The organism is Pelatocladus sp. BLCC-F211, assembly GCF_041928655.1.
Classification (GTDB): Bacteria; Cyanobacteriota; Cyanobacteriia; order Cyanobacteriales; family Nostocaceae; genus Pelatocladus.
Map to the genome: position 1 here is coordinate 165,768 of NZ_JBHFLM010000201.1, position 26,368 is coordinate 192,135.

General features: G+C 40.7%; 16 protein-coding genes. 5 read left to right on the plus strand and 11 right to left on the minus strand.

The window, feature by feature from the left end; genetic code table 11:
• Positions 1–18 precede the first annotated feature (18 nt).
• Positions 19–2,943: an NHLP bacteriocin export ABC transporter permease/ATPase subunit gene (locus ACE1AT_RS24680; protein WP_374873201.1), complete on the plus strand. Its 2,925-nt coding sequence runs from the start codon at positions 19–21 to the stop codon at positions 2,941–2,943.
• 32 nt (positions 2,944–2,975) lie between these two features.
• Here the strand turns inward: ACE1AT_RS24680 and ACE1AT_RS24685 are convergent, their stop codons facing one another.
• The 5 genes from ACE1AT_RS24685 to ACE1AT_RS24705 form a co-directional block, all read right to left on the minus strand.
• A complete protein-coding gene (locus tag ACE1AT_RS24685) occupies positions 2,976–5,447 on the minus strand; it encodes an acyl-CoA dehydrogenase (RefSeq protein WP_374873203.1) in 2,472 nt (823 codons plus the stop codon).
• Between the two features lie 109 nt (positions 5,448–5,556).
• Positions 5,557–6,738 carry a thiolase family protein gene (locus ACE1AT_RS24690; protein WP_374873205.1) on the minus strand — a complete coding sequence of 394 codons (1,182 nt, stop codon included), beginning with the start codon at positions 6,736–6,738 and terminating at the stop codon, positions 5,557–5,559.
• Between the two features lie 93 nt (positions 6,739–6,831).
• Positions 6,832–9,081, minus strand: a complete 2,250-nt coding sequence (locus tag ACE1AT_RS24695) for a 3-hydroxyacyl-CoA dehydrogenase/enoyl-CoA hydratase family protein (RefSeq protein WP_374873207.1) — start codon at positions 9,079–9,081, stop codon at positions 6,832–6,834.
• A 42-nt stretch (positions 9,082–9,123) separates the two neighbouring features.
• Positions 9,124–11,382 (minus strand): AMP-dependent synthetase/ligase, encoded by a 2,259-nt coding sequence (locus ACE1AT_RS24700; protein ID WP_374873209.1) that lies wholly within the window; start codon positions 11,380–11,382, stop codon positions 9,124–9,126.
• Between the two features lie 646 nt (positions 11,383–12,028).
• On the minus strand, positions 12,029–12,922 hold the full coding sequence (locus ACE1AT_RS24705) for an alpha/beta hydrolase (protein WP_374873211.1): 894 nt from the start codon (positions 12,920–12,922) through the stop codon (positions 12,029–12,031).
• A gap of 320 nt (positions 12,923–13,242) precedes the next feature.
• Here ACE1AT_RS24705 and ACE1AT_RS24710 point away from each other — a divergent pair, with 320 nt between their 5' ends.
• The 3 genes from ACE1AT_RS24710 (at position 13,243) to ACE1AT_RS24720 (ending at position 16,807) form a co-directional block, all read left to right on the plus strand.
• Positions 13,243–15,855: a cation-translocating P-type ATPase gene (locus tag ACE1AT_RS24710; RefSeq protein ID WP_374873213.1), complete on the plus strand. Its 2,613-nt coding sequence runs from the start codon at positions 13,243–13,245 to the stop codon at positions 15,853–15,855.
• A gap of 81 nt (positions 15,856–15,936) precedes the next feature.
• Complete coding sequence (gene psb34, locus ACE1AT_RS24715; RefSeq protein WP_374873215.1) at positions 15,937–16,269, plus strand: photosystem II assembly protein Psb34; 333 nt, start codon at positions 15,937–15,939, stop codon at positions 16,267–16,269.
• A gap of 295 nt (positions 16,270–16,564) precedes the next feature.
• Positions 16,565–16,807, plus strand: coding sequence for a DUF3134 family protein (locus ACE1AT_RS24720; protein ID WP_374873217.1), 243 nt, complete (start codon positions 16,565–16,567; stop codon positions 16,805–16,807).
• Positions 16,808–16,903: 96 nt separating this feature from the next.
• On the opposite strand, the gene ACE1AT_RS24725 is transcribed toward ACE1AT_RS24720, so the two are convergent.
• The 3 genes from ACE1AT_RS24725 to ACE1AT_RS24735 all read right to left on the minus strand — a co-directional run bounded on the left by ACE1AT_RS24725 (position 16,904) and on the right by ACE1AT_RS24735 (position 23,496).
• Complete coding sequence (locus tag ACE1AT_RS24725; protein ID WP_374873219.1) at positions 16,904–17,203, minus strand: DUF3240 family protein; 300 nt, start codon at positions 17,201–17,203, stop codon at positions 16,904–16,906.
• 191 nt (positions 17,204–17,394) lie between these two features.
• Positions 17,395–23,076 (minus strand): PAS domain S-box protein, encoded by a 5,682-nt coding sequence (locus ACE1AT_RS24730; protein ID WP_374873221.1) that lies wholly within the window; start codon positions 23,074–23,076, stop codon positions 17,395–17,397.
• 285 nt (positions 23,077–23,361) lie between these two features.
• The gene (locus ACE1AT_RS24735) at positions 23,362–23,496 is read right to left on the minus strand and encodes a hypothetical protein (RefSeq protein ID WP_374873223.1); all 135 of its coding nucleotides are present in this window, start codon (positions 23,494–23,496) and stop codon (positions 23,362–23,364) included.
• A gap of 421 nt (positions 23,497–23,917) precedes the next feature.
• On the opposite strand from ACE1AT_RS24735, the gene ACE1AT_RS24740 reads away from it, so the two are divergent.
• Complete coding sequence (locus tag ACE1AT_RS24740; RefSeq protein ID WP_374873225.1) at positions 23,918–24,964, plus strand: 3-deoxy-7-phosphoheptulonate synthase; 1,047 nt, start codon at positions 23,918–23,920, stop codon at positions 24,962–24,964.
• Between the two features lie 49 nt (positions 24,965–25,013).
• Here ACE1AT_RS24740 and ACE1AT_RS24745 read toward each other — a convergent pair whose 3' ends face one another.
• The 3 genes from ACE1AT_RS24745 to ACE1AT_RS24755 form a co-directional block, all read right to left on the minus strand.
• Complete coding sequence (locus tag ACE1AT_RS24745; protein WP_374873227.1) at positions 25,014–25,499, minus strand: hydrogenase maturation protease; 486 nt, start codon at positions 25,497–25,499, stop codon at positions 25,014–25,016.
• A gap of 97 nt (positions 25,500–25,596) precedes the next feature.
• Positions 25,597–26,052, minus strand: coding sequence for a DUF6220 domain-containing protein (locus tag ACE1AT_RS24750; protein WP_374873229.1), 456 nt, complete (start codon positions 26,050–26,052; stop codon positions 25,597–25,599).
• 112 nt (positions 26,053–26,164) lie between these two features.
• Positions 26,165–26,368 (minus strand): hypothetical protein (locus ACE1AT_RS24755; RefSeq protein ID WP_374873231.1); only part of this gene is annotated, 204 nt, incomplete at its 5' end.

A 26,368-nucleotide genomic window follows, 5' to 3' on the forward strand; every position in this document is an offset into this window, starting at 1 on the left:
AGATTGGAGCAGTGACTGATGTTAGAGCAAATCAGTTATGTAATACCACAGGGACAAGAATATATATTAAAGGGTAATCAACCGATTCTTTTAAATGACCCGCAGACGGTTTGGTTGATTAAGTCTGGTTCGATGGCGTTGTTTGCGATCGCAGTTAAGGATGGTGTTCCAGAAGGTTCGCGGCGTTATTTATTGACTCTAGGAGATGGGGAGGCGATGTTCTCTACAATACCTAGTCAAGGTCAGGAACAACGCCAGATTCTAGCGGTATCGATGGAGGAGACAGAACTCCTAAAGATGTCAAAAGCTGATTTTAACAGGTTGATTGCCAACAACAATGATGAGGCGGTGTCTCTAGTGGAGGGCTGGGTAAATCAACTAGGTTTGGCACTATCTGAAATTGTTCCTCCAAAAATGCCTGTCAAACCAGAGGGAATTAACTTTTTCTCTTTAAATAAGGGCGATATTTTCCAACCCCAATCTAGTACTGTGTCTTGGGTGGAAATTCAGGAAGGGTATGCTTGCTGGATGGGGATTGAAGAACTAGAAATTTATCCCAGTTCTGGAATTCTGCCTTTGAATGCAGATATGTGGTTGCAAGCAGATAGTATTGTTGAGCTTTCTACTACTAACACCTCAGATTTGAATAATGGAGATGTTATATTAAGTAGCTTGTCTCAATTGACAATCTATTTCCTGCAAGGTATTGACCTATTAGATCAGTCGGTAAAATCCGTAGAGCTACGTAGATTTCAAGAAAGAGAGCGTCTCAATTATCAAGTGATGCAGGAGGCGTTGGGAGAACTATCATCTGTACTAGAAGTACGGAAATCAGCTTTTTCTTCAGAAACCAAATCAGCTGATGATCCAGATCAGGCTTTGATGATTGCTGCTGGTGCGGTGGGGCGTGCTTTGGGGATTAAGATTAATCCTCCGGCTCAATCAGAGGATCTCAGACGGGTAGCAGAACCAGTAGAAGCGATCGCGCGTGCGTCACAAGTCAGAATGCGCCGGATTTCTTTGGCTGATCAGTGGTGGAAAAAAGATTCTGGCCCCATACTGACTTACACCAAAGACGATCACCCCGTAGCAATATTACCAATCTCTGATAATCACTACGAGATTTTTGATCCTCTGGAACGGACTCGTACTCCAGTAGATGAACACACTGCTGTTAAGTTATCTCCGACGGGCTACGTATTTTATCGACCTTTTCCTGATACAAAATTTAAAATCCAAGATTTACTCCAGTTTGCACTGCGAGGACACATTAAGGAGCTAATTTATATCATGCTGGCGGGAGTTATCACTAGTGTACTAGGGATGCTCACACCCCAAGCTACTGCTATCCTGATTGACAACGCCATTCCGGATGCTAACCGGGGATTATTAACGCAAATTGGCTTAGGTCTTTTGGCTGTCACCTTTGGACAAACCATGTTTGAACTGACTCAAGCATTTGCCATTATCAGACTACAGACTTTTGCTGAATCTTCTACACAGGCGGCGGTATGGGATCGACTGTTAAATTTGCAAGCCTCGTTTTTCCGTCAGTACTCAGTTGGTGATTTGAAATCTCGCGTTAGTAGCATCTCGCAAATTCACCAGAAACTAAGTAGTACTGTGATCAAAAGCATCTTTTCTAGTTTCTTTTCTTTGCTTAATCTCGGATTGTTATTTTACTACAGTTCAACACTTGCTTTACTTGCATGTTTGGTTGCTGTTGTCAATATTGGCATCACTATTTTTTCTGGTATTTTGACTGTACAAAAGTTTCGTCCCTTACTAGAGCTAGAAGGACAAATCTTTGGTGTGATGGTGCAATTGATTAATGGTGTATCGAAAATCCGAGTTTCTGGTGCAGAGACACGAGCTTTTGCCTACTGGAGTAGACAATACACTCATCAACTCAAACTGATGTTAAGAACCCAGAGCATCGAAGATGGTGTTAGTTTTATCACTAAAGTTCTACCACCTTTAACGAATGCTCTCCTATTTTGGGTTGCTGCTAGTATGATTCAAGAGTCACCTGGAAGCGGTGGTTTATCTACTGGGATCTTTCTGGCTTTTAATGCTGCATTTGGTAGCTTTATTGGTGGAGCGACTAGTTTGAGTACTACAGTCGTAGACATTATGCAAGTCTTACCAATGTGGAAGCGTGCTGAACCAATTCTCACAGCCATACCAGAAATCACTTCCAGCAAAACCGATCCTGGGAGACTATCGGGTAAGTTACTTGTAGACCATGTGATTTTTCGCTATCGAGATGATGGGCCGCTGACTTTGGATGATGTCACCATCAAAGCTGAACCAGGAGAGTATATTGCTCTTGTTGGCCCTTCTGGGAGTGGAAAATCAACTCTGTTTCGTCTGTTACTAGGCTTTGATCATCCTGAATCTGGCACGATTTACTACGATGGGCAAGATTTGGCTGGATTGGATGTTAATGCTGTGCGCCGACAGCTGGGTGTCGTGATGCAAAATAGCCGGATGATGTCAGGTTCGATCTTTGATAACATTGCCAGTGGGGCAATGATTACGATGGAAGAAGCTTGGGATGCAGCGCGAGCCTCTGGTTTAGCGGATGATATCGAAACTATGCCGATGGGTATGCACACAGTAATCAGCGAAGGCGCTACTAATTTATCTGGGGGACAACGACAAAGGTTATTAATTGCACGGGCGTTAGTATTGAAACCTCGGATTTTGTTATTTGACGAAGCTACTAGTGCTTTAGATAACAGAACTCAGGCAATTGTCAGTGAAAGTTTGGAAAGATTACAAGTAACTAGAATTGCGATCGCTCACCGACTTAGCACTATCCGTAATGCTCACCGTATATATGTTCTTCAGGGCGGTAGGGTGGTGCAACAAGGTAGTTTTGATGAACTTGCAAAACAACAAGGGTTGTTTGCTCAATTGATGGCGCGGCAGATGCTATAGGTGATACAAGCAAACAAAAAAGCTATCTAAAATTATGCTAATCGACAATATTCCTCCAAGGTAAAGGAATCTACTTGAATTGCATCATTACGAGCAAAACCTGTCTCACGAATTAACTCAAATTCCTTCTGGTTAATCACACCAGCTTTCAAAGCTACGGAAATTAAGTGTTCGGGTTTTTGCTGTGGAAGTTTACCATCACGACTTGCATTTTTAATATTTTCAAGAATTGGTTCCACTTGAGATGACAGAATGAAGGCATGTTCCAAACGTCCCAAGGCTTCATCAGTTGTAGTTGGAATATAAATACCTGCGGTCAGTCTATCTCGTTGTTGTCCTGGCTTTTGCAGTTTGTGGGCAATTTCGCTACCAAGTTGATCACTAGGTAAAACACCAATCGGATTTATTCGTGACCACCAAGCTAATAGGCTACCAATAACTGGTAAAGGTAAGTTACTCAAAATACCTTCAAATCCTTGTTGAATTTGAGCAAAGGCATATTGCATTGCCCAATCAACAAAAGGTAAGTCTTCACCTTTGCGCTCTTCTGCCTCAAACCGCCGTAAAGTAGCAGTGGCCAGATACATCCAAGAGAGAATATCAGCAAACCGTCCTGTCAGTTTTTCCCTGCGTTTGAGTGAACCACCAAAGGTAAATAAAGCAACATCACTCAGAAAAGCGAAAGTCGCCGATGCCCATTCTAGTTTACGGTAATATCTAGCTGTTGCGCCTTTTACTGGTGAATACGCCAAATAACCACGGGAAATACTCAAGATTGCAGCCCGGAAAGCATTACGTACCATCAACCCAATATGATTCCAAAAAGCTTGATCGAAGGCAGTTATTGCAGACGCGCTTGAGGAAGACACGGAGAGAGGGAGACGCGGCGACGCGGTGACTATTTCATTTATATTCCCCTTGTCCCCGATCCCCCCATCCATTTGACTCAGGGCGGTAATTTCTGCATATACGTAAGGATGACAGCGAATCACTCCTTGACCGAAAATCATCATTGTTCGGGTGAGAATATTTGCTCCTTCCACAGTAATCGAGATTGGTGTAGCAGTATAAATATTTGCTAGTAAATTTCTTGGCCCGCGACAAATTCCTGCACCGCCCATGATGTCCATACCATCATTGATAATTTGCCTTGAGAGTTCTGTGAGATTGTATTTGGCGATCGCAGAAATGACAGCTGGCTGTTCACCTTTATCCACCGCACCACAGGTATAAACGCGAGCAGCTTCCATTAAGTAAGCAAAACCGCCAATCCGTGCCAGAGGTTCTTCGATACCTTCAAAACGACCGATAGACAAACCAAACTGCTGCCGCACAATACTATGAGCGCCTGTAACTCTTGCTACTAGTTTGGCGACTCCGGTACAGGTAGCCGGGAAGCTGATACCCCGACCTGCTGCTAGGCACTGCATCAGCATTTTCCAACCTTGACCCGCCTGTTCTACACCCCCGATAATTTGATCAACAGAGATGACCACATCATGTCCTTCTGTAGGTGAATTATAGAAAGGAACACCCATTGGATCATGTCGCCTACCCATAACCACACCAGGAGTATTAGTAGGAATCAGAGCGCAGGTTATACCAACATCATCATCTTTACCTAAGTAATTATTTGGATCGCGTAGTCTAAAAGCTAGTCCAAGTAAAGTAGCGATCGCTGCTAATGTAATATAACGTTTCTGCCAATTCAAACGCAGATACAGCTTACCATCTTCGCCCTTAAATATTACTCCTTCCGATTTGATACTTGCTGCATCAGAACCAGCAGTTGGTTCAGTGAGTGCAAAACAAGGAATTTCCTCCCCCTTTGCTAGACGTGGTAGATAATAATTTTTCTGTTCTGGTGTCCCGTAACGTAGTAAAAGCTTGGCGGGGCCGAGAGAATTAGTCACTCCAACAGTGGCAACATGGGTAAAAGAACGGGATGCTAACTTCGTCATTACTGTACTGTAATCGAAGTTAGAAAAGCCCAAACCGCCATATTCTTTGGGAATCATCATCCCAAAGAAGCGCTCTTTTTTGAGATATTCCCAAACTTCGAGAGGTAAATCCTTACGACGATAAATTTCCCAATCACTTACCATCTGACATATTTGTTCAACTTGGTGATCAAGAAAAGCTTGCAGTTTGCTGCTGACTTGGGGATAAGGTTCGCTGTTAGTCCTGTGAAAGTCAGGTTTACCAGAAAAGAATTCCCCATCTACCCAAACTGTTCCAGCTTCAATAGCAGCGCGTTCTGTATCAGAAATTTTTGGTAAAAGCTTAAGCTTTTTTATACCTTGCATCAGTGGAAACGTAATGATATTGCGCCGCAGCATGGGTATATTTAATACCGCAGCGATCGCACCAAAAATTACCCATATCCAGATTGGTGCATGAAAAAATACCAATAATCCCGCAAAATACAGCGACCACACCCACAACGGCACACCGATGTAACCTAGTAACAAGAGTAGGAGAGATGCGGGAAACAGAGTAATCATAGTTTTATCCCAACGCGCAGAAAACATTATTAAATTCTTTGTGTCTTAGTGTCTTCGTGTTTCAAAGATCATCTTTTTCACCACCAAGACACTAAGACACCAAGAAATGTCACCTGATCAAATTCTCAAACACCGCCGCCGCACCCATTCCACCACCAACGCACATTGTTACTAAACCGTAGCGAACGTCACGTCGTTTCATTTCGTGTAAAATAGTTGCTGTCAGCTTTGCACCTGTACAACCCAAGGGATGACCGAGTGCGATCGCACCTCCATTGACATTCACAATTTCCTCATTCAAGCCCAGTTTGTGAATTACAGCTAGGCTTTGAGCAGCAAAGGCTTCATTGAGTTCAATTAAACCCATATCTTCTAAATTTAAACCCACCTGTTTTAAAACTTTGGGTACAGCTTCCACAGGCCCAATACCCATAATTTCTGGTGGAACCCCCGCTACCGCAAACCCTAACATTTTTCCCAGAGGTTTGACATCAAGTTCCCGTAGCATCTGTCCGCTCATAAGTATTGTTGCAGCTGCACCATCGGACATTTGTGATGAGTTACCTGCTGTCACCGTACCACCGACACGAAATACAGGTTGCAACTTAGCTAGAGCTTCCATACTGGTGTCAGAACGAGGCCCTTCATCCACTTGGAAGATTGTCTCTACAGTTTCCGGTTTGCCATCTATATATAATGTTTCCCGTAGGGTAATCGGAACAATTTCCTCAGTAAAGCGACCTTGACGAATTGCGACTAGGGCGTTTTGGTGCGATCGCCAAGCAAAAGCATCCTGTTCCTGTCGGGTAATGTAGAACTGCTGCGCTAAATTTTCCGCCGTAATTCCCATCGTCGAGTAATACTTAGGCATTTCTGCCATCATCTCTGGATTAGGAGCCAAATAATGTCCTCCCATCGGTATCAAACTCATCGACTCCGCTCCACCCGCAATGATGATTTCAGCAGTTCCAGTGGCGATCGCTTGATGTCCCATAGCAATGCTTTGTAGACTGGAAGCACAGAAGCGATTAACAGTCACACCCGCAACCAAATCAGGTAATCCCGCCCGTTGAGCAATTACCCGTCCTAAATTAAATCCCTGTTCTGCTTCCGGAAACGCACAACCAAAGATCACATCATCAATAAATCCTGGTTCCAAATTCTTGACTTTGGCGATCGCTCCTTTGACTGCAACTGCTCCCATATCATCCGGGCGCATATTACGCAGAGTACCACGAGGAGCTTTTCCTACAGCAGTCCTAACGCTGCTCACAATATATACTTCTTTCATAGTTTTTTACCAAATTGAATTTTTCTTGGTGTCTTAGTGTCTTGGTGGTGAAAAAGATAATTTTTGAAACACCAAGACACCAAGACACAAAGGCTAATTCCGCAAAGGCTTCTTCGTCCTCAGTATGTGTGCAATGCGTTCGTGGGTTTTTGGTTGCTGCAATAGAGGTATAAATGTTTCGCGCTCAAGTTGCAACAGGTAATTTTCATCCACCAATGCAGGTACTGTCAGTTCACCACCAGTCATGACGTAAGCCAGGCGTTGAGCTAGGTAGTGATCGTATTCTGAGATAAAACCTCCCTGAAGCATTGTATAAGCTGCGTGTTCTAGCATTGCCCGTGCTGGACGACCCAAAACCATAATGGCGTTGCGTTCTGGAGGTGGGATGTAACCTTTGCTTTCCAGACATAGTATTTCTTGCTTGGCTACATCCAACCGACTATCCGCATTCATGACGATTGTGGTTGTTGGTGGGAGGAAACCTAATTCTTGGGCTTCGTAAGCACTATTAGCAACCTTCGCCATCCCAATAGTTTCAAAAACCTGACGTAGGAAAGGTTGAATATGTTGGGGTGATTCTGTTGCTGCTTTATCAGCTGCCCATGTTACCATCCGCATGATACCGCCAGCCCCAGGAATCAAACCTACACTCAGTTCCACAAGTCCGATGTAGGTTTCCGCAGCTGCTACCACATGGGGACAAGCCAAAACTAACTCACAACCGCCTCCGAGTACACGTCCAGTAATGGCGGCTACAATTGGTTTCGGGAAATAGTGAATCTGTTGTAGTAGGGATTGAAACTGAATTATTAAATTAGCGATCGCTTGGAAATTACCTGACTGCGCCAGCATCGCCATTTCTGCCAGATTTGCACCGCCAGAAAAATTCGCACTGTCGTTACCAATTACTAATCCCCGATAATCGCCGTTTTCGATGATATTCAGCGCTTTTGCTAAACCCTCAACTACCTTCAAACTCAGGGTGTTACCTTTCGAGCGGAACTCGTATAAAGCGACTTTATCCCCCAAGTCCAATAACGCTGCTTCCGAGTTTTCCCACAAGGTAGGTTTGACGGGAGGGGATAAGGGAGACAAGGGGGACAAGCCGAGTATTTTTGATAAATTCTCCGCGTCTTCAGAAGCGTCTCCCCGATCCCCGATCCCCCTCAAAGCATCCCAAACTTCAAACGGCCCTAGTTCCCAGCCAAATCCCCAGCGCATGGCTTTGTCAATCTCGGCTGGGTTGTCGGCGATTTCGGGAATTCGACGGGCGCTGTAGGCTAAAATTTGCAAAATGTGTTCACGGAAGAAAGCACCCGCGCGACCGGAATCTTGATACAAAGCACGTAGACGTTCTTTTAAGTCGGGAATTTTGGCGATCGCTTCAATATTCCCTAAATTTAGAGGCTTTGCTGATTCGTAACTAAAAGTAACTGGATTAATCGAAAGAATTTCTTTACCTTGCTTCTTGTAAAACCCTTGACCAGTTTTTGCACCTAATGTCCCAGTTTCTACTAATTTCCGCAATAGTGGAGGTACGCAGAAGACTTCACGGCTTTCATCGTGGGGAATGGCTGGATACAGGTTTTGTGCCACATACATCAATGTATCCAACCCCACTAAATCAGCTGTGCGAAATGTCGCTGATTTTGGTCTGCCAACAATTGTGCCAGTCAAAGTATCAATTTCTTCTATAGTATACCCTTGATCAGTAAAAGCACGTATGGCAAGCATAGTTGCATAAACGCCTATACGATTAGCAATAAAGTTAGGCGTATCCTTTGCAACAACAACACCTTTACCCAAGTGTAAGCTTGCGAACCACATCATTCTCTGCAATACTTGGGGGTTAGTGTCAGTGGTAGGAATTAATTCTAGTAACTTCAGATAGCGTGGCGGATTAAAGAAGTGAGTGCCTAAAAAACGCTGGCGGAAAGACTCAGAACGTCCTTTGGCAATTTCACCGATAGTTAAGCCACTAGTATTAGTAGATACTACAGTATCATCGCGAATCACACCTTCCACCCGTGCCATTAATTCTTGTTTGACTGCCAAATTTTCCACGACAGCTTCAATTACCCAATCAACATCAGCAATATGATGAAAATGTTCATCAAAATTTCCCAGAATGACACGACGGACGATTTTTTCTGTGAAGAAAATTGGTGGAGATAACTTTGAGGCTTTCTTAAATAATGTTTCGACCAGTTCGTTTTTTTTGCTACCATTGGCGGGAAGGTCAAGCAAATGCACGGTTAAACCTGCATTGGCGAGATGTGCAGCGATTTGACTTCCCATTACCCCTGCACCCAGAACTGCAACTTTGCGGAACGGTTTAAACATATTTCACCCTTCCTTTTAGATTTTAGATTTTAGATTTTAGATTTAGGAATTTAAAGATTGAGCAAATGCAGGACATGAAACCGTAGGAATTACAGGACATGAAGAAATATCCATCTCCCCATCTCCGCGTCCTCTTGTCTTCATGTCTTCCCGTCCCTGCGTCCCTCCATCTCCGTGTTTCCCCCTCCTCTCTTTGTCTTTATATATGGTCTCAATTTCTTGAGCAAACACCTGCGCCACCTTAGTACGGTTTACCTGTTGATTTGGTGTCAGCATTCCATTCTCAATTGTGAGGGTGGCATTAATTAGCTGAAATTGTTTTACAGTTGACCAGTAAGGTAAATGACAATTAGCTTCATCCACTAATGCTTGATACAAACTAATGATGCAAGGATGCTTGAGTAATACTTCTGGCGACCATTGAGGAAGAGAAGCGGGGAAAGACGTGTCTTCTGGAGAAATCCCAATAGATAAAGCATAACTTTGCAGAACATCTATATTGGGGAAAATCAGCATGGCGCAGAATTTCCTTTCTGAACCCACAGCCACAGCATTTGCTACAAAAGGAGATGTTTTCAGCTTACTTTCTATAGGGAGTGGTGTGACATACTTACCTGTTGAGAGTTTAAAACGGCTTTTCTTCAAACCAATGATTTTGAGAAAACCTTCTGATGTAAACTCTCCTAAGTCTCCTGTATGTAACCAGCCATCACTATCAATCAGTTGTTGGGTAGCATCAGGGTTTTTGTAATAACCTTGGGTGATGTAGGGACTTCTGGTGAGAATTTCTCCATCCTCTGCTATTGTAATTTCCACTCCAGCGATCGCAACTCCCACTGTTCCCGCACGGTTGAATTTTCCCCGGTTGCACGCAAGTGCTGAACTGGTTTCAGTTAAACCGTAGCCTTGCAAAATTCTCATTCCAGCGGCGGCGAATAGATTTGCTATCTCTGCTTTTAAAGCTGCACCCCCACTAATTAAGTATTTCAAACGCCCACCAAACACAGCCTGCCACTGGGAAAATACCAACCTATTAGCCAGTTGCAGCATTAATATATGTCTAAGTTGTCGTTTTTGTCCCAATTCATAGTTTTGGGCAAAGTTGAAAGCCCAATTAAGGATAGAGTAGGAGAGAGGAGAAAGTAGTTTTAACTTTTTAGTCTTGACTCCTTCAGAGTTTGCTAATCGCTGCTCATGGAAGCTACGCCAATTAAGTTTTAATTTTTGACTTGTCTTACTCCCTTGCTCCAAAATTTTGCTATAAATCTTTTCCAAAAACAAAGGAACAGTAGCAAATATTGTTGGTCGTATTTCTCTGAGATGCTTTGTTACTTGGTTGGGATTGCTGAAGTAAACGCTATGCCCATAGTTAATATGACCATATAGTAAGACACGAGCAAAAACATGTGTCAGTGGTAGAAATGAAAGAACTATCTCCTGCGCTCCAAATTTTAAATTGGGAATACCAGTAAACATTGCTAAGGCGTTAGCAGAAAGATTTTCATGAGTGAGCATGACACCTTGAGGTTTACCAGTAATTCCAGGAATATAAATAAGAGTTGCTAAATCATTAGCTGCTAATAAGGAACACAGTTGTTGGCTATTTTCAGAATTTAAAGTTTGTCCAATCCTACGAATTTCTTCTAAAGAAAACAATTGGATACATTGAGGAAATTCTGAAAATAAGTTATCTAATAGTTCTTGAGAGTGAAATTCGGGAATAAACAAACAGAGATTACTAGGAATTTCTTCTATCTCATTTTTGAGTGTATTTATCTGTTCATTACTACTTTGCTGACAGGTTAATTGTTGTCGCTTGACGTGCCAATCACTGGGAACATCAGCAACTATCACCATTTTTAAGTCCGGTGCTTTCCGTAGGTAAGGAACAACCTGGTAGAGTAATTCGAGATTGGAAATAAATAGTGCCTTGACTTCTGCATGTCGCAAAATGAAAAGAATGTGTTCGATTGTCTGGGTTAAATCTATCGGCACATTCACCAAACCTGCTAGCAAACTACCCATGTCAGCTATACAGAAATTGATATCACTGTGCATTAGTAAGGCAATTCGTTCACCTTTATTTAGCTGCAAGCTCAACAAACCAAGTGTTACTTCTTGGGTAGCAGTGCGAAATTCCTGATTGGATAAACTTTTCCAATCTCCCTCTATCCACTGATTCAAAGCATGAGAGTTAGGGTAACGAAGACATGCTTCATCTAACAGTGAAGGTACACTCTGCCCTAAAATTACTTTGCCAGAGTTAGGAGGCGCTCTATATGTCTTATGAGATAGTAACATTTTTTAAAAAAGAGCTTCAAGCTCTTCCTCTTACTAATTGTTTTTGCTGTGAATAAACAAAAAACTGGTGTCTACAATAGCTCAGAATGTGTATCGTTAAAACGGACGGAAATACATATTCATGAAGCTATAGCTAAAGTTTACTTGAACTATTAGCCTAAAATTTATTTATTGACAGACTCCAAATCACGTATTAATTATTTTGCCTCATTAATTCCAGTTCTAACCTCTCTCTTTAAGCGTAAAAATAAGTAGAACAGCGTAAATAATTAAAGGTTTGTAGTAAGGACTTTAGTCTTCAAATAAGGACTAAAGTCCTTACCACGAACTAGATTCCAATATTTTTACATTACTTCACATAGTTTGTTTTTTTCAAATCGTTCTACTTAGGCTTTCTGAGCAATGGGAATTATCTCACTATTCTACAGTGAGGCGTCAAATATAAAAACTCCCAATGACTATTGAATATCTCCTGTAAATTAACAATTTCTTCATTTACACAATTATTTTTTTAAGACTTTGGCTTTGCTAGGCTTAAATGTTTTTAAACTATCTACTTTCTACATACTAACAATATAGAACATAGCAGGGATCAAAGTCTACGTTTGTATCTTTTTCGCAAACATCACAGCTATGTAAGTAGAGTTTATGATTGCAAGGAAGGTATCTTTATCTGACACTGTGATGTCTGATGATTAATCACTCCTCCATCTAAGTGTTTTTTTAACCATTTCTCTAAATCTGCAAGTACATTTTGATAGTTAATGTCTAGTTGGAGATCATGATAGTCCCCCAAATATTCATAGCGTTCTTTATCGGGGAAAGTCACCCGTTGAAAAAATGCCAAACTGCCCTCCGGGGGTATTACTGTGTCACTACTGCCATGTAAAATTAGCAAAGGAACTTGTAAATCAGCTGCATGAGTTTCTACCCACCTCTCGGTGTTAAAAAACTCTGTGGCAAGTCGGGCGCTACCATAATAATGACGCAAAGGATCTTGATTTTTGTTAACAATAACTTTAGGGTGCAAGGACTTGGTTGCTTGTTTAATGCCAACTTTGAGACTAAAATTTGGCCAAACTGGTGAAAGCATTCGTCCAATAGCAACTTTATGAGCAGGAACTTTCACTTTTCCTAAAGCTGGTGCGCTCAAAATTATTCCTTGTAAACTTTCGGGAAAGCGTAAAGCATAGTCCAAAGCAATCACCGCGCCCAAACTATGGCCCCATAAGAAACAGGCACATCCTGGCCCTCGTTCCTGAATGCGCGTTAAAAACGTATGCAAGTCTTCTCGAAATTCAGCCCAAGAATTGATGTGTCCCCGTTGTCCAGGCGATCGCCCGTGTCCTCGCAGATCAAAAGCGTAAATGGCATAACCTGAAGGAAGCAATTGTTGCACAGCATTCTCAAATAATCCGCTATGCGCTCCTAGTCCATGTACGATCGCAATGATTGCTTGTACTTGTCCCTCTGGCTGCCAGCTTTGATAATAAAGATTTAGACCTCCTGCACCTGTAAAAGTGCCTTCGATGTGTGTCATTTTCAAACCCTCACAGTGCGTTTAATTAATATTTTGTTTGAATCTTGGGACTTAGTTATCAGAAATGCTTATATATATAATTATAATCATCCGACTTGTTCTATGGTCTTATCTTCATTTCAATATGAACTCTTGAAATTAGACAACAATGGTATAAATTCAAAATCCTCTTAGAGGATGAGCGAAACATAAACTCACAACTTCCTCAAAATTATTGCCTATCTTTAACAATGGGCATTCAATGACTCAAGTTTGACGCAGTTATTTTTTTGACTTCCCATGAGCAAGTTAGAAGAGCTGTATCTAGAGGAAATTTGATTATGTTTCATCAGCTTAATCTCAATGCTATTGCTGGACTGCCTGAATTACAAGCAAAAATTAGGCTGAAACGTGAGGGATTTAACGAATTACCATCTAGTAAACAGCAGAGTGTCTGGGGAATTGCCTGGGAAGTTATCCAAGACCCTATCTTTTTGCTACTCGTTGCCTGTGGCGGAATTTATACAGTATTGGGTGATATGCAAGAAGCCCTGATACTACTTGGTTTTGTCTTCTTGATTATGGGTATCAGTATTTACCAAGAAACTAAAACAGAACGGGCATTAGAGGCACTACAAGACCTTTCTAGCCCTCGTGCTTTAGTAATTAGAGACGGACAGCAAAAGCGAATTGCAGGTAGGGAAGTAGTGCGTGGAGATATTGTGGTATTGGCAGAAGGCGATCGCATCCCAGCTGATGCCATACTTCTTGCTTGCACAAACCTCTGTGTTGACGAGTCTCTATTAACAGGAGAATCTCTACCTGTCAGGAAACAAGAGTGGGAGAGTAAAGAAAAGTCTTCCCCTTTTGCTCTTCCTTCTCCCGGTGGTGATAACTTGCCGTTTGTTTACTCTGGTACATTGGTAGTTCAAGGTCAGGGAATTGCCCAAGTGGAAGCTACTGGTAGCCGCACAGAAATTGGTAAAATAGGCAGAGCTTTACAAAGATTAGAACCAGAACCAACCGCACTGCAAAAAGAAATGAATCGCTTGGTTCGCAATTTAGCGGTCATCGGTTTATCTCTGTGTGCGGTAGTGGTAATTGTTTATGGGCTAACCAGGGGTGACTGGCTCAAAGGATTTTTGGCTGGAATCACGCTGGCAATGGCAATTTTACCAAATGAATTTCCCGTTGTCATCACCATTTTTCTGGCTTTAGGTGCATGGCGAATTTCCCAAAAACAAGTTTTAACCCGTCGCGTAGGAGCAGTGGAAACACTCGGAAGCACTACAGTCTTATGTGTTGACAAGACAGGTACGTTGACCCTCAATCAAATGTCTGTGCAACAGTTATGTCCTTGGAACACAGGCGCGAAATTTCCCGCCTCTACATACGATTTAAACCTCCACGAGCGAGAACCATTACCAGAAAACGTTCATCAATTGGTTGAATTTAGCATTCTCGCGAGTCAAAAAGACCCTTTTGACCCGATGGAAAAAGCCTTTAAGCAATTGGGCGAACAATTTCTTGCTGACACCGAACATCTACATAATGACTGGACACTGCTGCGGGAGTATCCTTTATCACCTCATTTACTAGCAATGTCCCACGTGTGGCAGACACAGGATGGCGATAACTGTGTAATTGCCGCGAAAGGCGCACCGGAAGCGATCGCAGACTTATGCCATTTCAGTTCCGAACAAATGCAGTTACTAACGGCTCAAATCAGCCAGATGGCTAACGAGGGTTTACGAGTCCTTGGTGTTGCTAAAGCTTCGCTGACAGAACCTCCACCTCCTGATCTTCCTCCCCATCCCATCCTCAATCTTGACTGTTTACCTGATGGACAGCACGATTTTGCGTTTGAATTTCTGGGATTGGTGGGACTAGCTGACCCAGTACGCCCAACAGTACCCCAGGCGATTCAAGAGTGCTACAACGCTGATATCAGAGTTGTAATGATTACAGGTGATTACCCTGGTACTGCCCAAAATATTGCCCGCAAAATTGGACTTATGCAATGGGGGGAGATAATTACGGGGTCAGAAGTAGATAGGATGAATGATACTGAATTGCAAAGACGCATCCCAAGTGTAAATATTTTTGCGCGAGTAGTACCAGAACAAAAACTGCGTATAGTTAACGCCCTCAAAGCTAATGGTGAAATTGTCGCCATGACAGGTGATGGAGTGAATGATGCTCCGGCGTTGAAATCTGCTCACATCGGTATTGCCATGGGTGGACGAGGTACAGATGTAGCACGAGAGTCAGCAGCGTTAGTGTTACTGGATGATGACTTTTCATCAATTGTCCAAGCTATCCAAATGGGACGAAGAATTTTCGACAACCTGAGAAAAGCAATGGCTTACTTACTTGCGATCCACGTCCCCATTGCCGGCATGTCATTGATTCCAGTGTTATTCAAACTACCGTTAGTGATGCTACCTGTTCACGTTGCCTTTCTGCATTTGATCATTGACCCCGCTTGCTCCGTAGTTTTGGAGGCAGAACCCGCAGAAAAAAATGTGATGAACCGTCCACCTCGTAATCCTCAAGAACCGATATTTGGCAGAAGCAATTTGGGTGTAGCTGTACTCCAGGGAATAGGAATATTGGCGATTATTCTGATTATTTTCCTAATTTCTCTTTACCGTGGACAAGGAGAATTGGATGCTCGTGCTTTAACTTTTACCACGCTGATACTTGCCAACCTGGGTTTAATAGTTAGCGATCGCGCTTCGACTCGTATAAATTTAGCAACACTCAAATCACCAAATACAGCTTTTTGGTGGGTGATTGGTGGCGGACTGGTGTTTTTGTGGTTGGTGCTATATGTCCCATTTCTACGGCAGTTGTTCCGCTTCTCGTTTTTGCATCCAATTGATTTGGTAATTTGTTTAGCTGCTGGAGTACTTAATATTTTCTGGTTTGAATTCCTCAAGAGTAGAAAATAATACTAAACGAAAATTTTGTATAGTTCCGCATCATGATAATAATCATTCTCACAATGAGAATTGCTGAAAAAATGTTATACTATGAATATGAAACAACAAAAAGAAAATACAGCCACACCTACCATCACCTTAGAAAATAAGGTAGTAGCGCATCATACAAGTGATGGTAGTGAGCTCATACCCGCTGAGGTACAAGCGAATACTCGTCATAATAACAGCCAATTGCTTGATATGCCTTTTGTAACTGGCTACACCGTAGATGATGAGGGAATCATCAACAACTACGCAATTCAGCCTGATATGTCCTTGGCAGAGTATCCCTCAGCAAAACAGCAACGGCGTTACATATTCTTAGGGATCGGAGCTATCCTGTTCGTTGCTGTAACAGTGCTGATTGCATTTGCTGTGAACTAGGCGTAACAATAGAGACGTAGCACTGCTACGTCTCTACAAGGATTCTAGATAACGCATATTTAATTTCTGGAGATGTCTAATATCTAGCTAACACAGAATCATGAGTGTTTTCGTCCTAGTATTGGCATAGGAGCCAGCAATGAATCAGCCAAACGAACTATTCCAAAAAATTGAAAAAGCAATCTGATGGGACTAACAAGCAAAAGAAAGACCCCAATAGATACGATGGGCTAGAAGAAAATAAGTAGTCTGAGATAGGGATAAGGTAGAATCAAGTTTCAAGAGGTGAACAAAGATGGTTACGCGCTACAACAACCCTGCACTCCACGAGGAACCCCGGAACCAGCGAGCACAGATTCTCTTGACCGCACAAAATGAATCTCTTTACGACTGGTTAGAACGCACTGGTAGATTCAAATCCTATGAGTCTGATAAACTCCATGATGATGAGATGTCAGAAGAACTGGAAGATATTATAGAGACAGCAATTTACAACTTGCAGAAAGAACAAGAAGAAGCGGAAGAATTTGATCTATAGGAATAAATAAAACATCGCGAATAATGCCCAGACATCATGACATTTTGATCAGCGATGATTTACAGAACACAATCCATCATAGAACTGCTTGAGTATCTAATCAAACAAGCCTTCTACATTTTGCCGGAAGGCAATCAAAGCGTGATTTCCTTGAAACTGCTTCAGTTGTTCAAGCAATTGATCGGATACCTCTGGTGTCACGATAGTTTTAACTTCAATGTTGGTGTTGTAGCCAGCAACATCTCCCATGCGTTTACCCTGACTACCCATGCCTCCTGCCGGAATAATTGTGTAGCCGGAGGCACCTAATGTTTTTAGTAGCTGTACCAGGCGCTCCTGTAATACGGTTTCACAGATGATAGTGACGAGAATACCCTGGTTGAAAGAAAAAGACATAAAAACTCCAAGAACGATTGTATTTAAAGTATTAAAAGCAATTGCAATTCTAGGCTTCGGGCTGATGTATCCTCGTCTTTTTATGTGCGCTTTACCGCTAATTTAATTATACATGACTTTGACTGCACCTAAAGGTGCAACGCATTCATCCCATGCCTAAAGGAGGGAATACGTCGCTATGCGACTGTTCCTCATGGGCTTTCTGCTCCCATCATTGTAAACAGTGGAAGTTCTACCCTGAATGTTGTACCTGCTCCAATATCACTAACGACGCTAATTTGTCCTCCTTGAAGCTCAACACATTTTTTGACAATTGTCAACCCTAGTCCTGTACCTGGTATATTACCAACGTTGCTAGCTCGGTAGAATGACTCAAATAAATTCTGCTGCTCTTGTTTTGAAATACCAATCCCTTCATCTGTAATCAGAAAAACTGTACTTTTGTCTTGAATCAATAAATCAATTTGAACATTACTTCCATCTGGTGAGTATTTGACAGCGTTAGAAAGCAAATTACTCAGCATTTGTCGCAAAAGTTTCTTGTCTAGATGAGCCGTGAAATTATTACCTGCTGATGAACTACCCAAGTATTGAGCAAAGAAGGTTAGGGTATGATTGGGAGAACTCAATTGTAGTTCCTCTACTAAAGACCCACAAAAATCATTGAGATCAATATCAGTTGGCTCAAATGCTAATTTTCCAGCCTCAGCCTTATTAATTAGCAAAATGTCATCTAAAAGTCGGGTAGTGTGTTGCACATAGGTTTGAATGCATTGGAGGTGTTTCTGCTGTTGCTCGTTATCCAACTTATGGCTAAAACTCTTAAGAATTCCCGCAGAGGAGGAGATCACAGCCAGAGGAGTTCGGAACTCGTGGGATGTCATAGCAACAAAACGAGATTTCAAGTCACTAAGTTCTTTTTCTTTTTCTAAAGCTTTACGAATGTCTTCCTCTGCTTTTTTACGATCGCTAATTTCCATCCATAAACCAATGATCTCTAGAGGATTACCATGCTGATCTCGTACAAGCTTTAACTCATCAAACATCCAGCGATATTCTCCATCGCGATGCAGCCAACGGTATTCTTGAGTATGATGTCCCCTTTGTATAAGTTGAGGTAAATTCTCCACAATTTGCGAAGCATCTTCGGGATGAAGATGATTCAGCCAAAAATCAGGGTCAGATAAAAATTCTTCTGCGGAATAACCAACCAAATTAATTACGTTTTCACTAATATAGGTGGGATAGTAGTTTCTTGTTAATGGTTTAGCGGTGAAAATTACCGCCGGACTTGAAGAAATCAAAAATTCCAGCCTTTCTTTGACCTGGCGTAATTCTGTTTCCGCTTGTTTGCGATCGCTTAGTTCTACTTGCAACTGTGCGTAAAGTCCTGATTGTTTTGTGGCGATCGCTAGCTGATTTGCTAGCTGTTGCAAAAGTTCAATTTCTCCTGTCTTCCACTCTCTGTGGTGTGAACACTGATGAGCAATCAACAAACCCCACAACACACCCTGTTGAACAATGGGAATAACTAGCTTGGCTCGAATCTGCATATCTGCCATAAACTGTATCAGACAGCTAGGTTGTTGATGCTCTTCGCGATCGCCAAGAGCGTAAATCTCACCTTGTGCATAACGCAGATAACATGTAGTCGGAAAACATTCAACGGGAAAAGATTGTTCAAGTATGCTTTTGTATCCTGGTGTCAAAGCTTCAGCAATTACATTTCCCGTATCATCTGCGAGGATATGATAAATTAGTACCCGGTCAACTTTAAGTAACTTGTGGATTTCAGCGACTGCAACATTGAGAATTGCTTGTAGATCAAGAGATTCTCGAATACGCTGAGTAATGAAATTAACCGCTTCTACTGCTGCAAATTGACGTTTAAGTTCGGCTTCACTTTTTTGCAGTTCTAGAGTGCGTTCTTCAACTCTGGTTTCTAACTCCCGATTGAGTTGTTGCAAAGCTTCTTGCGCTCGTTGTCGTTGCAGTTCAGCAGCAGCTCTGGCTGCAAATACTTTTAGAATTCCCTCAAATTTATCAGGATCAATTATGGGTTTTTTATCTATAATCCAGAGTGTACCAATCGGTTCACCAAAATTATTGCTTAAAGTCACTCCCATAAAACTATCGGCTTGCATAAGAGCGAATGCTTCAACACCAGGGAAGAGTTGCTGAACTCCGCAACAACAGTAGTAAACTCCTTGCTTTAGCACAATATCCCAAGGTTGAGATGTTGAATCATAAAAAATATTGGGCTTTAACTGTCCATCACACCAAAATCCCAAAGTGTGGAGTTGCTCATTAATTAGCTCACTGACACAAGCGTGGCGGACATCCAAAGCAGAGGATATATACTGCACTAAAGCTGGAAAAAAATCTTGTCCAGTAGTGGAAGCTGTGCTTTCTATCAAGTTTTGCAAAGCGATTTCAGCTTGCTTACGCTCCGTAATATCCTCAGCAATACCAGTTATGCGATATACTTCTGCTTTCTGATTCTTGACGGGAAAGGCGCGACTGTGAATCCAGCGTATTGCTCCATCTGGTCTGATGATCCGATATTCTTCACTATATTCACTCTGCATTCTTTTAGGTCTATCTGCAATGAAGCGCTGGCGGTCAGCAGGATGAATTGCTTTTAAGAAGATATCAGATGAAGCATAAGCTTCTTCAGTCGAACGTCCCCAAATTTCTTCAAAAGCGGGACTGACATAGACAATTTGGCTAGAATCTCCTCTAAGATCAGCAATCCAAAATGTACTCCTAATATTTTCTGTAAATAGGCGGAATTTCTGTTCGCTTTCTCTAAGTGCGGCTTCAGCTTGTTTGCGATCGCTAATATCATTAGTAACAATCACAGCTGCTGTTACTTGTCCATCACGCCAAATCGGACCTGCTTGAGAATAATTGTATATAAAACTCCCATCTGTGTTGACACCACGGGTTTCATAACTGACAACTTCCCCCCGCTCAAAGACACGTTCTAAAGCAGAACTTTGAATGTGAGAGTCTTCTGAAAACACATAATAATCAATATTTGTCCCAATCACCTCCTCAACCGATAGATCAGGTATTGTTTGATTGACAAACAAAATTTTCCTCTCACGATTAACCATCGATACAAAACTGGGGGTACTATCCAAGACAGAGCGCAGCATAGCTTCAGACTCAGCCAAGGCGATTTCTGTTTCCTTATGTTCTGTAATATCAATTCCTATAGTTACAGCAGCACTGTTTTGTTGATATTTTTGAGCAATAAGTAAATAACTGCGCTTTATATCCCCAAATTGGGAATCAATAACGCTAGATGCAGCTACATCTTGATTAGCTAAAAAGCCATACATAAATTGTGTAAAATGCTGACTTTTTTGCATAAAGCCCAATTCTTGACCAACAAAAGCATCAGGGATCAAATTAAAACTTTCAGCTAGATGTTTGTTAACTCCTAAATAGCGCCCATCGCTACTTACCCAAGAAACAAAACCAGGTACTGCATCCAAAACAGTTTGCAGTTGCTCTTTTGCTTGTCGCAACTTTTCCTCTGCTTCTTTGCGCTCTGTAATGTCTTCAGAAATACACAACAGATATTCGGGTTGACCATACTTGTCATACAAAGGAACTTTTGTCGTATGCAAAATTCTTCTCCCCAATTTATAGCTATCTATTGGTTCTTCTGGAATATCTTGAGGTAGGCCATGAGAAATAGTTTCGACATCTTTTTGCAAGAAAAATTCTGCTTGCTCTTTTGGGAAAAAGTCATAATCGGTTTTACCAATTGCATGTTCTCCCGTTAAACCAAAAATGTGTTCACAGGCTTTATTTAATAGTTGAAATTTCCCAAATTTTTCTGGTCTAGCATCTTTGACAAATACTGCTACTGGCAAATTATCAATCATAGATTGCAGAAAGTTCCGAGTGTGGCGAAGTTCTTCTTCTGCTTTCCGACTTTCAGTAATATCAATACCAGTACAAACTATATACTCAACTTGCTCGTCACGATTTAGCAGGACATTGTTTGACCATGAAATTAAGCGAAGATCACCATATTTAGTCAGCCAATAATTTTCCTGCTGATTGCGAATTCCTCTTTGCTTCAGATTTTGAAAAGCTGCTTTTACAGGTTCTATTTCTTCAGGAATTAGCAGAAAATCCCAGATACATTTACCTTGTACAAAATCATAATTGTAACCTGTTGTTTGTTCACAAGCATGATTAAATTTAACAATTCTACCTTGGTAGTCTAATACTAAAATTAAAGCGCCTGCGACATTTAAAACAGTAGAAATAAAGTTACGTTCCAATCGCAATTGAGCTTCGATTTTATGACGCTCTGCAAGTTGAATTCTTGCTTGATTGTAGAGTTCTACTTGTTTAATCGCAACTGCTAGTTGAATGGCAATTTTATCCAGCAGATTTACTTCATCTTCTTTCCAGTGGCGGAAAGTTGAGCATTGATGAGCAATTAATAATCCCCACAATTGGTTAGAAATAAGAATGGGAACAATTAGACAAGCTTTGACTTGCAATTGCTCTAGGATTTGCAACTGACTATCTGTCAAATGTAGCTCATAGATGTTGGCGATCGCTTGTTTTTTACCGTAAAAAAATATGTCTTCTACACCACTCCATGAGATATTTTTGATTTCACTACCCAAAGTAGTAGTCCAACCATGACTGACAGATTCTGCGAGAATCTTACCGTCCATTTCTGGTGTAAATTGATATACTAGCACTCGATCAGCTTTAAGTACATACCGCACATCTTCAGCCACTGTCATCAGTGCAGTGTCGAGATCCAGAGATTCACGGATACGCAGAGCTATAGATGTAATTAATTGTTCTCGTTTTGCTCGCGCTTTGAGTTCTCTGATTCGCTGCTGTAGCTGCTCTTCTAATTGTCTGCGATCTGCTAACACCTCAACCATTTCTGTTTGTTGTTGAGAAATCTGGTGTTGTAATAACTCCACCACCTCATAGAATTCCATTGGATCTAATACTTGCAGTATGTTGGTTTGGCTTAAGATTCCTAACAATTCTCCCTGATTCCCAACCACAACTAATTGGCGCACTCGCAAACTTTGCATTCGCTCATTAGCTGACGATAGCGAATCTTCACGACGTAGAGAAAATAACGGACTACTTATAATAGACCGTACCTGAGTTTGTGTAAAATCTAACTCTAATGCTTGGAACTGGACAAGATCATACTCAGTAATAATACCAAGGGGAATAATTTGCTCGTCTTGTGATTGCTCTGCGATCACCACGCAGTTGACTTGATATTGCCACATTAAACAAGCCACATCCATAACTGAAATATCTGGAGTAGCGTGGACTACTTGAGTATTCATGACCTCACCCACTCGCCTGATTTTGAGCAAATCTCTAGAGTGTAAAATACTACCCAGACTCGCAGCAGTGACTAGCCCAATTAATTCTTCTTGTTCTCCTAAAATGGGCAAATGGCAAATATTGTGTTGCCGTAGTAAATTCAGAGCGGTGAAAATATCTTTAAACTCTCCTATTTTCAGTGTCACCAACTGTTTGGTCATGACTTGAGCAACACTGATGTCTTGTATACTTTTTCCTTGGGCTGCTAATTTTACCAAGTCTCGCTCTGTTAAGATACCTATCAGATGTGAATCAGCCATCACAAGAACACAACTTGTTCTCATCATGGGTGTTATAGTGTTTACCTCTGACGAGAGATACCCAGAGTACTCGGATTCAGTAAATTTTAAATGACAGTGGTCTCGAATTTGACTCATCAGTGTAACTACATCAGTCACAAGAGTTGTAGGACTAACAATCAGAAGATGACGAATAATAGCTAGTTCTAAGTTTTGAGATCCAAAAGAGTTAATAGTCATTGTGTGTAGAAGCTTGGTTACAAAATTAACTAGATATAGGTTGATAAATGCTATTTTTACTTACACACTTTTCAAAAAGCATCGGTATTTTCCATTGTGTGAGATTGGTAAAATCTATCTCCTATGCAAAAATTCGCTCAAAGAAATTACAGAGAACACTGTGCAATCAATAGTGATCAGGTTAAAGGGTAAGGGTTACAGGGACAGGGAAACGTCTTTACTTTTTCCCCCTTCATCGAACTGTATTGTTATCTCAACCTTGATGTAAAATTTGAAAATGGAGATTTAGTAGTTTAACAAGATGCTGAGTACTTTTGAGGATGCGATCGCGAATTGTTCACAAATGATCTGGTTTATCCCAATATTTACAATCGTCAGTAAAGTCAATAAATATGCGATCGCATCAAGTTTTCCTGCCAATCTAATCTACTTCAGAGTTTGCAGGGATCACACATAAATAACAACGGAAAGTTATAAAGTTTTTGATTCAAAAAAAGCTGATAACTCAACCAGATAACACTTATTTGAGAACAGCTTGAGAATTATTAACTTTTCGTGCTAATTCTTATATATGAAATATATATGAAAGTCAATTTTTAGTGAATGTGAAAACTATTTGGTTTAATCAAAATTATAAAAATATAGGTAGAATTTAAAAATATAAATAATAAATATAACTTGATTTTTATTTTCTGAAATCAAATATTAGCTATGTATTAAGCATATTTTTAAAATTGCTAAATCTATACATATAAGAATTATAAAATTCAAAAAAACAAGAACTTACTAATTTTGACTTATAATATTCTAAGTTCTACACAATGACAGTGTGCTATTTACTATGCAAGACAAATTATTTAATACTCACATTGAAAGCTATCACCCTTTATTAACTCCAACTGAGTTAAAATCAAAATTACCTTTAACAAACTTGGTTCAAGAAAAAATTATAAAATATAGACAGGAAATAGAAAACATTTTAGATTTTAAAGATAGGAGAAAATTCATAGTAGTTGGTCCATGTTCCATCCATGACACAAAAGTAGCAATTGAATATTCCTATAAACTCAAAAATCTAGCTGAACAAGTTCAAGATAAGCTCTTGCTTGTGATGAGAGTATATTTTGAAAAACCAAGAACAACAGTGGGATGGAAAGGATTAATTAACGATCCTGATATGGATGATTCTTTTCATATAGAAAAAGGTTTATTAATGGCACGCAGCTTATTGCTAAAAATAGCTGAATTGGGATTACCCGTAGGTACAGAAGCACTCGATCCTATAGTACCTCAATATATTAGCGAACTGATTACGTGGTCTGCAATTGGAGCGCGCACGACTGAATCCCAAACTCATCGTGAGATGGCGAGTGGGCTTTCAATGCCTGTAGGCTTCAAAAACGGTGTCGATGGTAATATTAATGTGGCTTTGAATGCTCTTCAATCAGCTAAAAAACCTCATCATTTTTTAGGAATTAATCAAATGGGACAGGTAAGCATATTTAAAACTAGAGGAAATGCCTACGGTCACGTTATTTTACGAGGTGGTAATGGTAAACCAAATTATGATGTAGCCAGTGTCAAACAAGTGGAAGAAAAATTAAAAGGAGCAAAGTTATCACCAAGAATTGTTATCGATTGTAGTCACGGTAATTCAAATAAAGATTATAAATTACAAGGCTTTGTTTTTGAAAATGTTATTCAACAAATAGTTGATGGTAATACGTCAATAGTTGGCATGATGCTAGAATCCAATTTATATGAAGGTAATCAAGTGATTTCTAGTAAAGAACAGCAATTAAAATATGGTGTTTCTGTGACAGATGGCTGTATTGGTTGGAAGGAAACAGAAGAAATTATTTTAGCTGCTTACAAACAACTAAAGTAGAACAAAATATCTATAAAAATTACCTGCTTGCTATTTGAGCAAGCAGGCTTTAATCAAAGGGATGGTTTTTTGTTGAGAAACTCATTGGACTTACACACATCGTATTAGATTCAACAATTTGGGTAATTTGTTGTAAAGCGATCGCCACTCCAGTTTCAGCAATTGGTGATAAGCGATCGCCTAATTCAAAGTTTACTCCTGGCACTTTTATCCACCAAGCTTGGGGACAATAACCATAAAGAGCTTGAGTCAAAGCAAGAAGCGATCGCGGATCGGCTGTATGTCCGGCGATGACGTTGAAAGATGCAGGTGAAAGCGATTCTATTTGCACCTGAGAACTTTCAGACATTAAGCAAGCATCAATAAAAACTACTAAATCAGTATTTGCTAAAGCTTCAGCAAGTTCGGGGGTGAGTTGGTGGACAGCAATAGATTTTACATTTGAGAAGTGCAACGCTTTGGCTACCCGTTGTCCAATCCCATCATCACTACGCAACTCATTACCGTAACCAATGGCTATTACATTGCAATTCATAGTTTTTGGCTGTTTAACACTACTTTCAAGTTAGGCAAGAAATTTGACGCGATTTTGGATTTTGGATTTTGAATCTTCAAATTCCATTTTCTAAAATCTAAAATTTGGTCAAATTAACATCGCTTTCATCATCTGGTTTAGGAAATATGAAGTGCTGCGTGCGATGAACTAAAGTTGTGGAAGCAGAAAACAGGCTGAACCCAATTAATGGGTGTAATACGCTCAAAGATAAAGGTAAAGGTAAAGGCGGATTTAAATGAATTGTAATAAACTGTAGTGCAAGAAGTACTGGCATACTTATCGTCAGACCTCGCACTCGTTTAGGAAATGGACTCAAAAACACCAATCCTAACAGGAGTAGTGTCAATCCACTGTAACCACGCACCAACCAAACATGAACCTTCCACCATTCAGGATCGTAAAAATATGCTAATCCAACAGTTAAGACTTGAAGATTTAAGCAGATATTAAAAAGCACAACTACTGAGAAAAAAGCGATCTGAATCCAATAGGTAGAAGTCCGGACAGTGTTAGAGCTAGAACTTATTGCCATACTAAAGTAGTCCTTTAAGATTAATCAATAAAGGATTGCTGATTATGTTAGTAGGTGAGTGCAAATAAACCTAAATACATGAAATCAACGACTAAAGCTACGATAGTCTGAATTACATAAATATGCCTAGTCCTCGATCGGGTACAATTTTTAGTGTTATTACAAAAAATGGCGATAAACCACGTCTACTTTGAGAACTGTAGTTTTGTAGGTTGGGTGTAGCGACAGCGAAACCCAACATTATAGTCCAATACGGTTCAGTTAAGAAGAAATGTAGGTTGGGTTGAGTGCAAGCGAAACCCAACAAAGCCTTGAT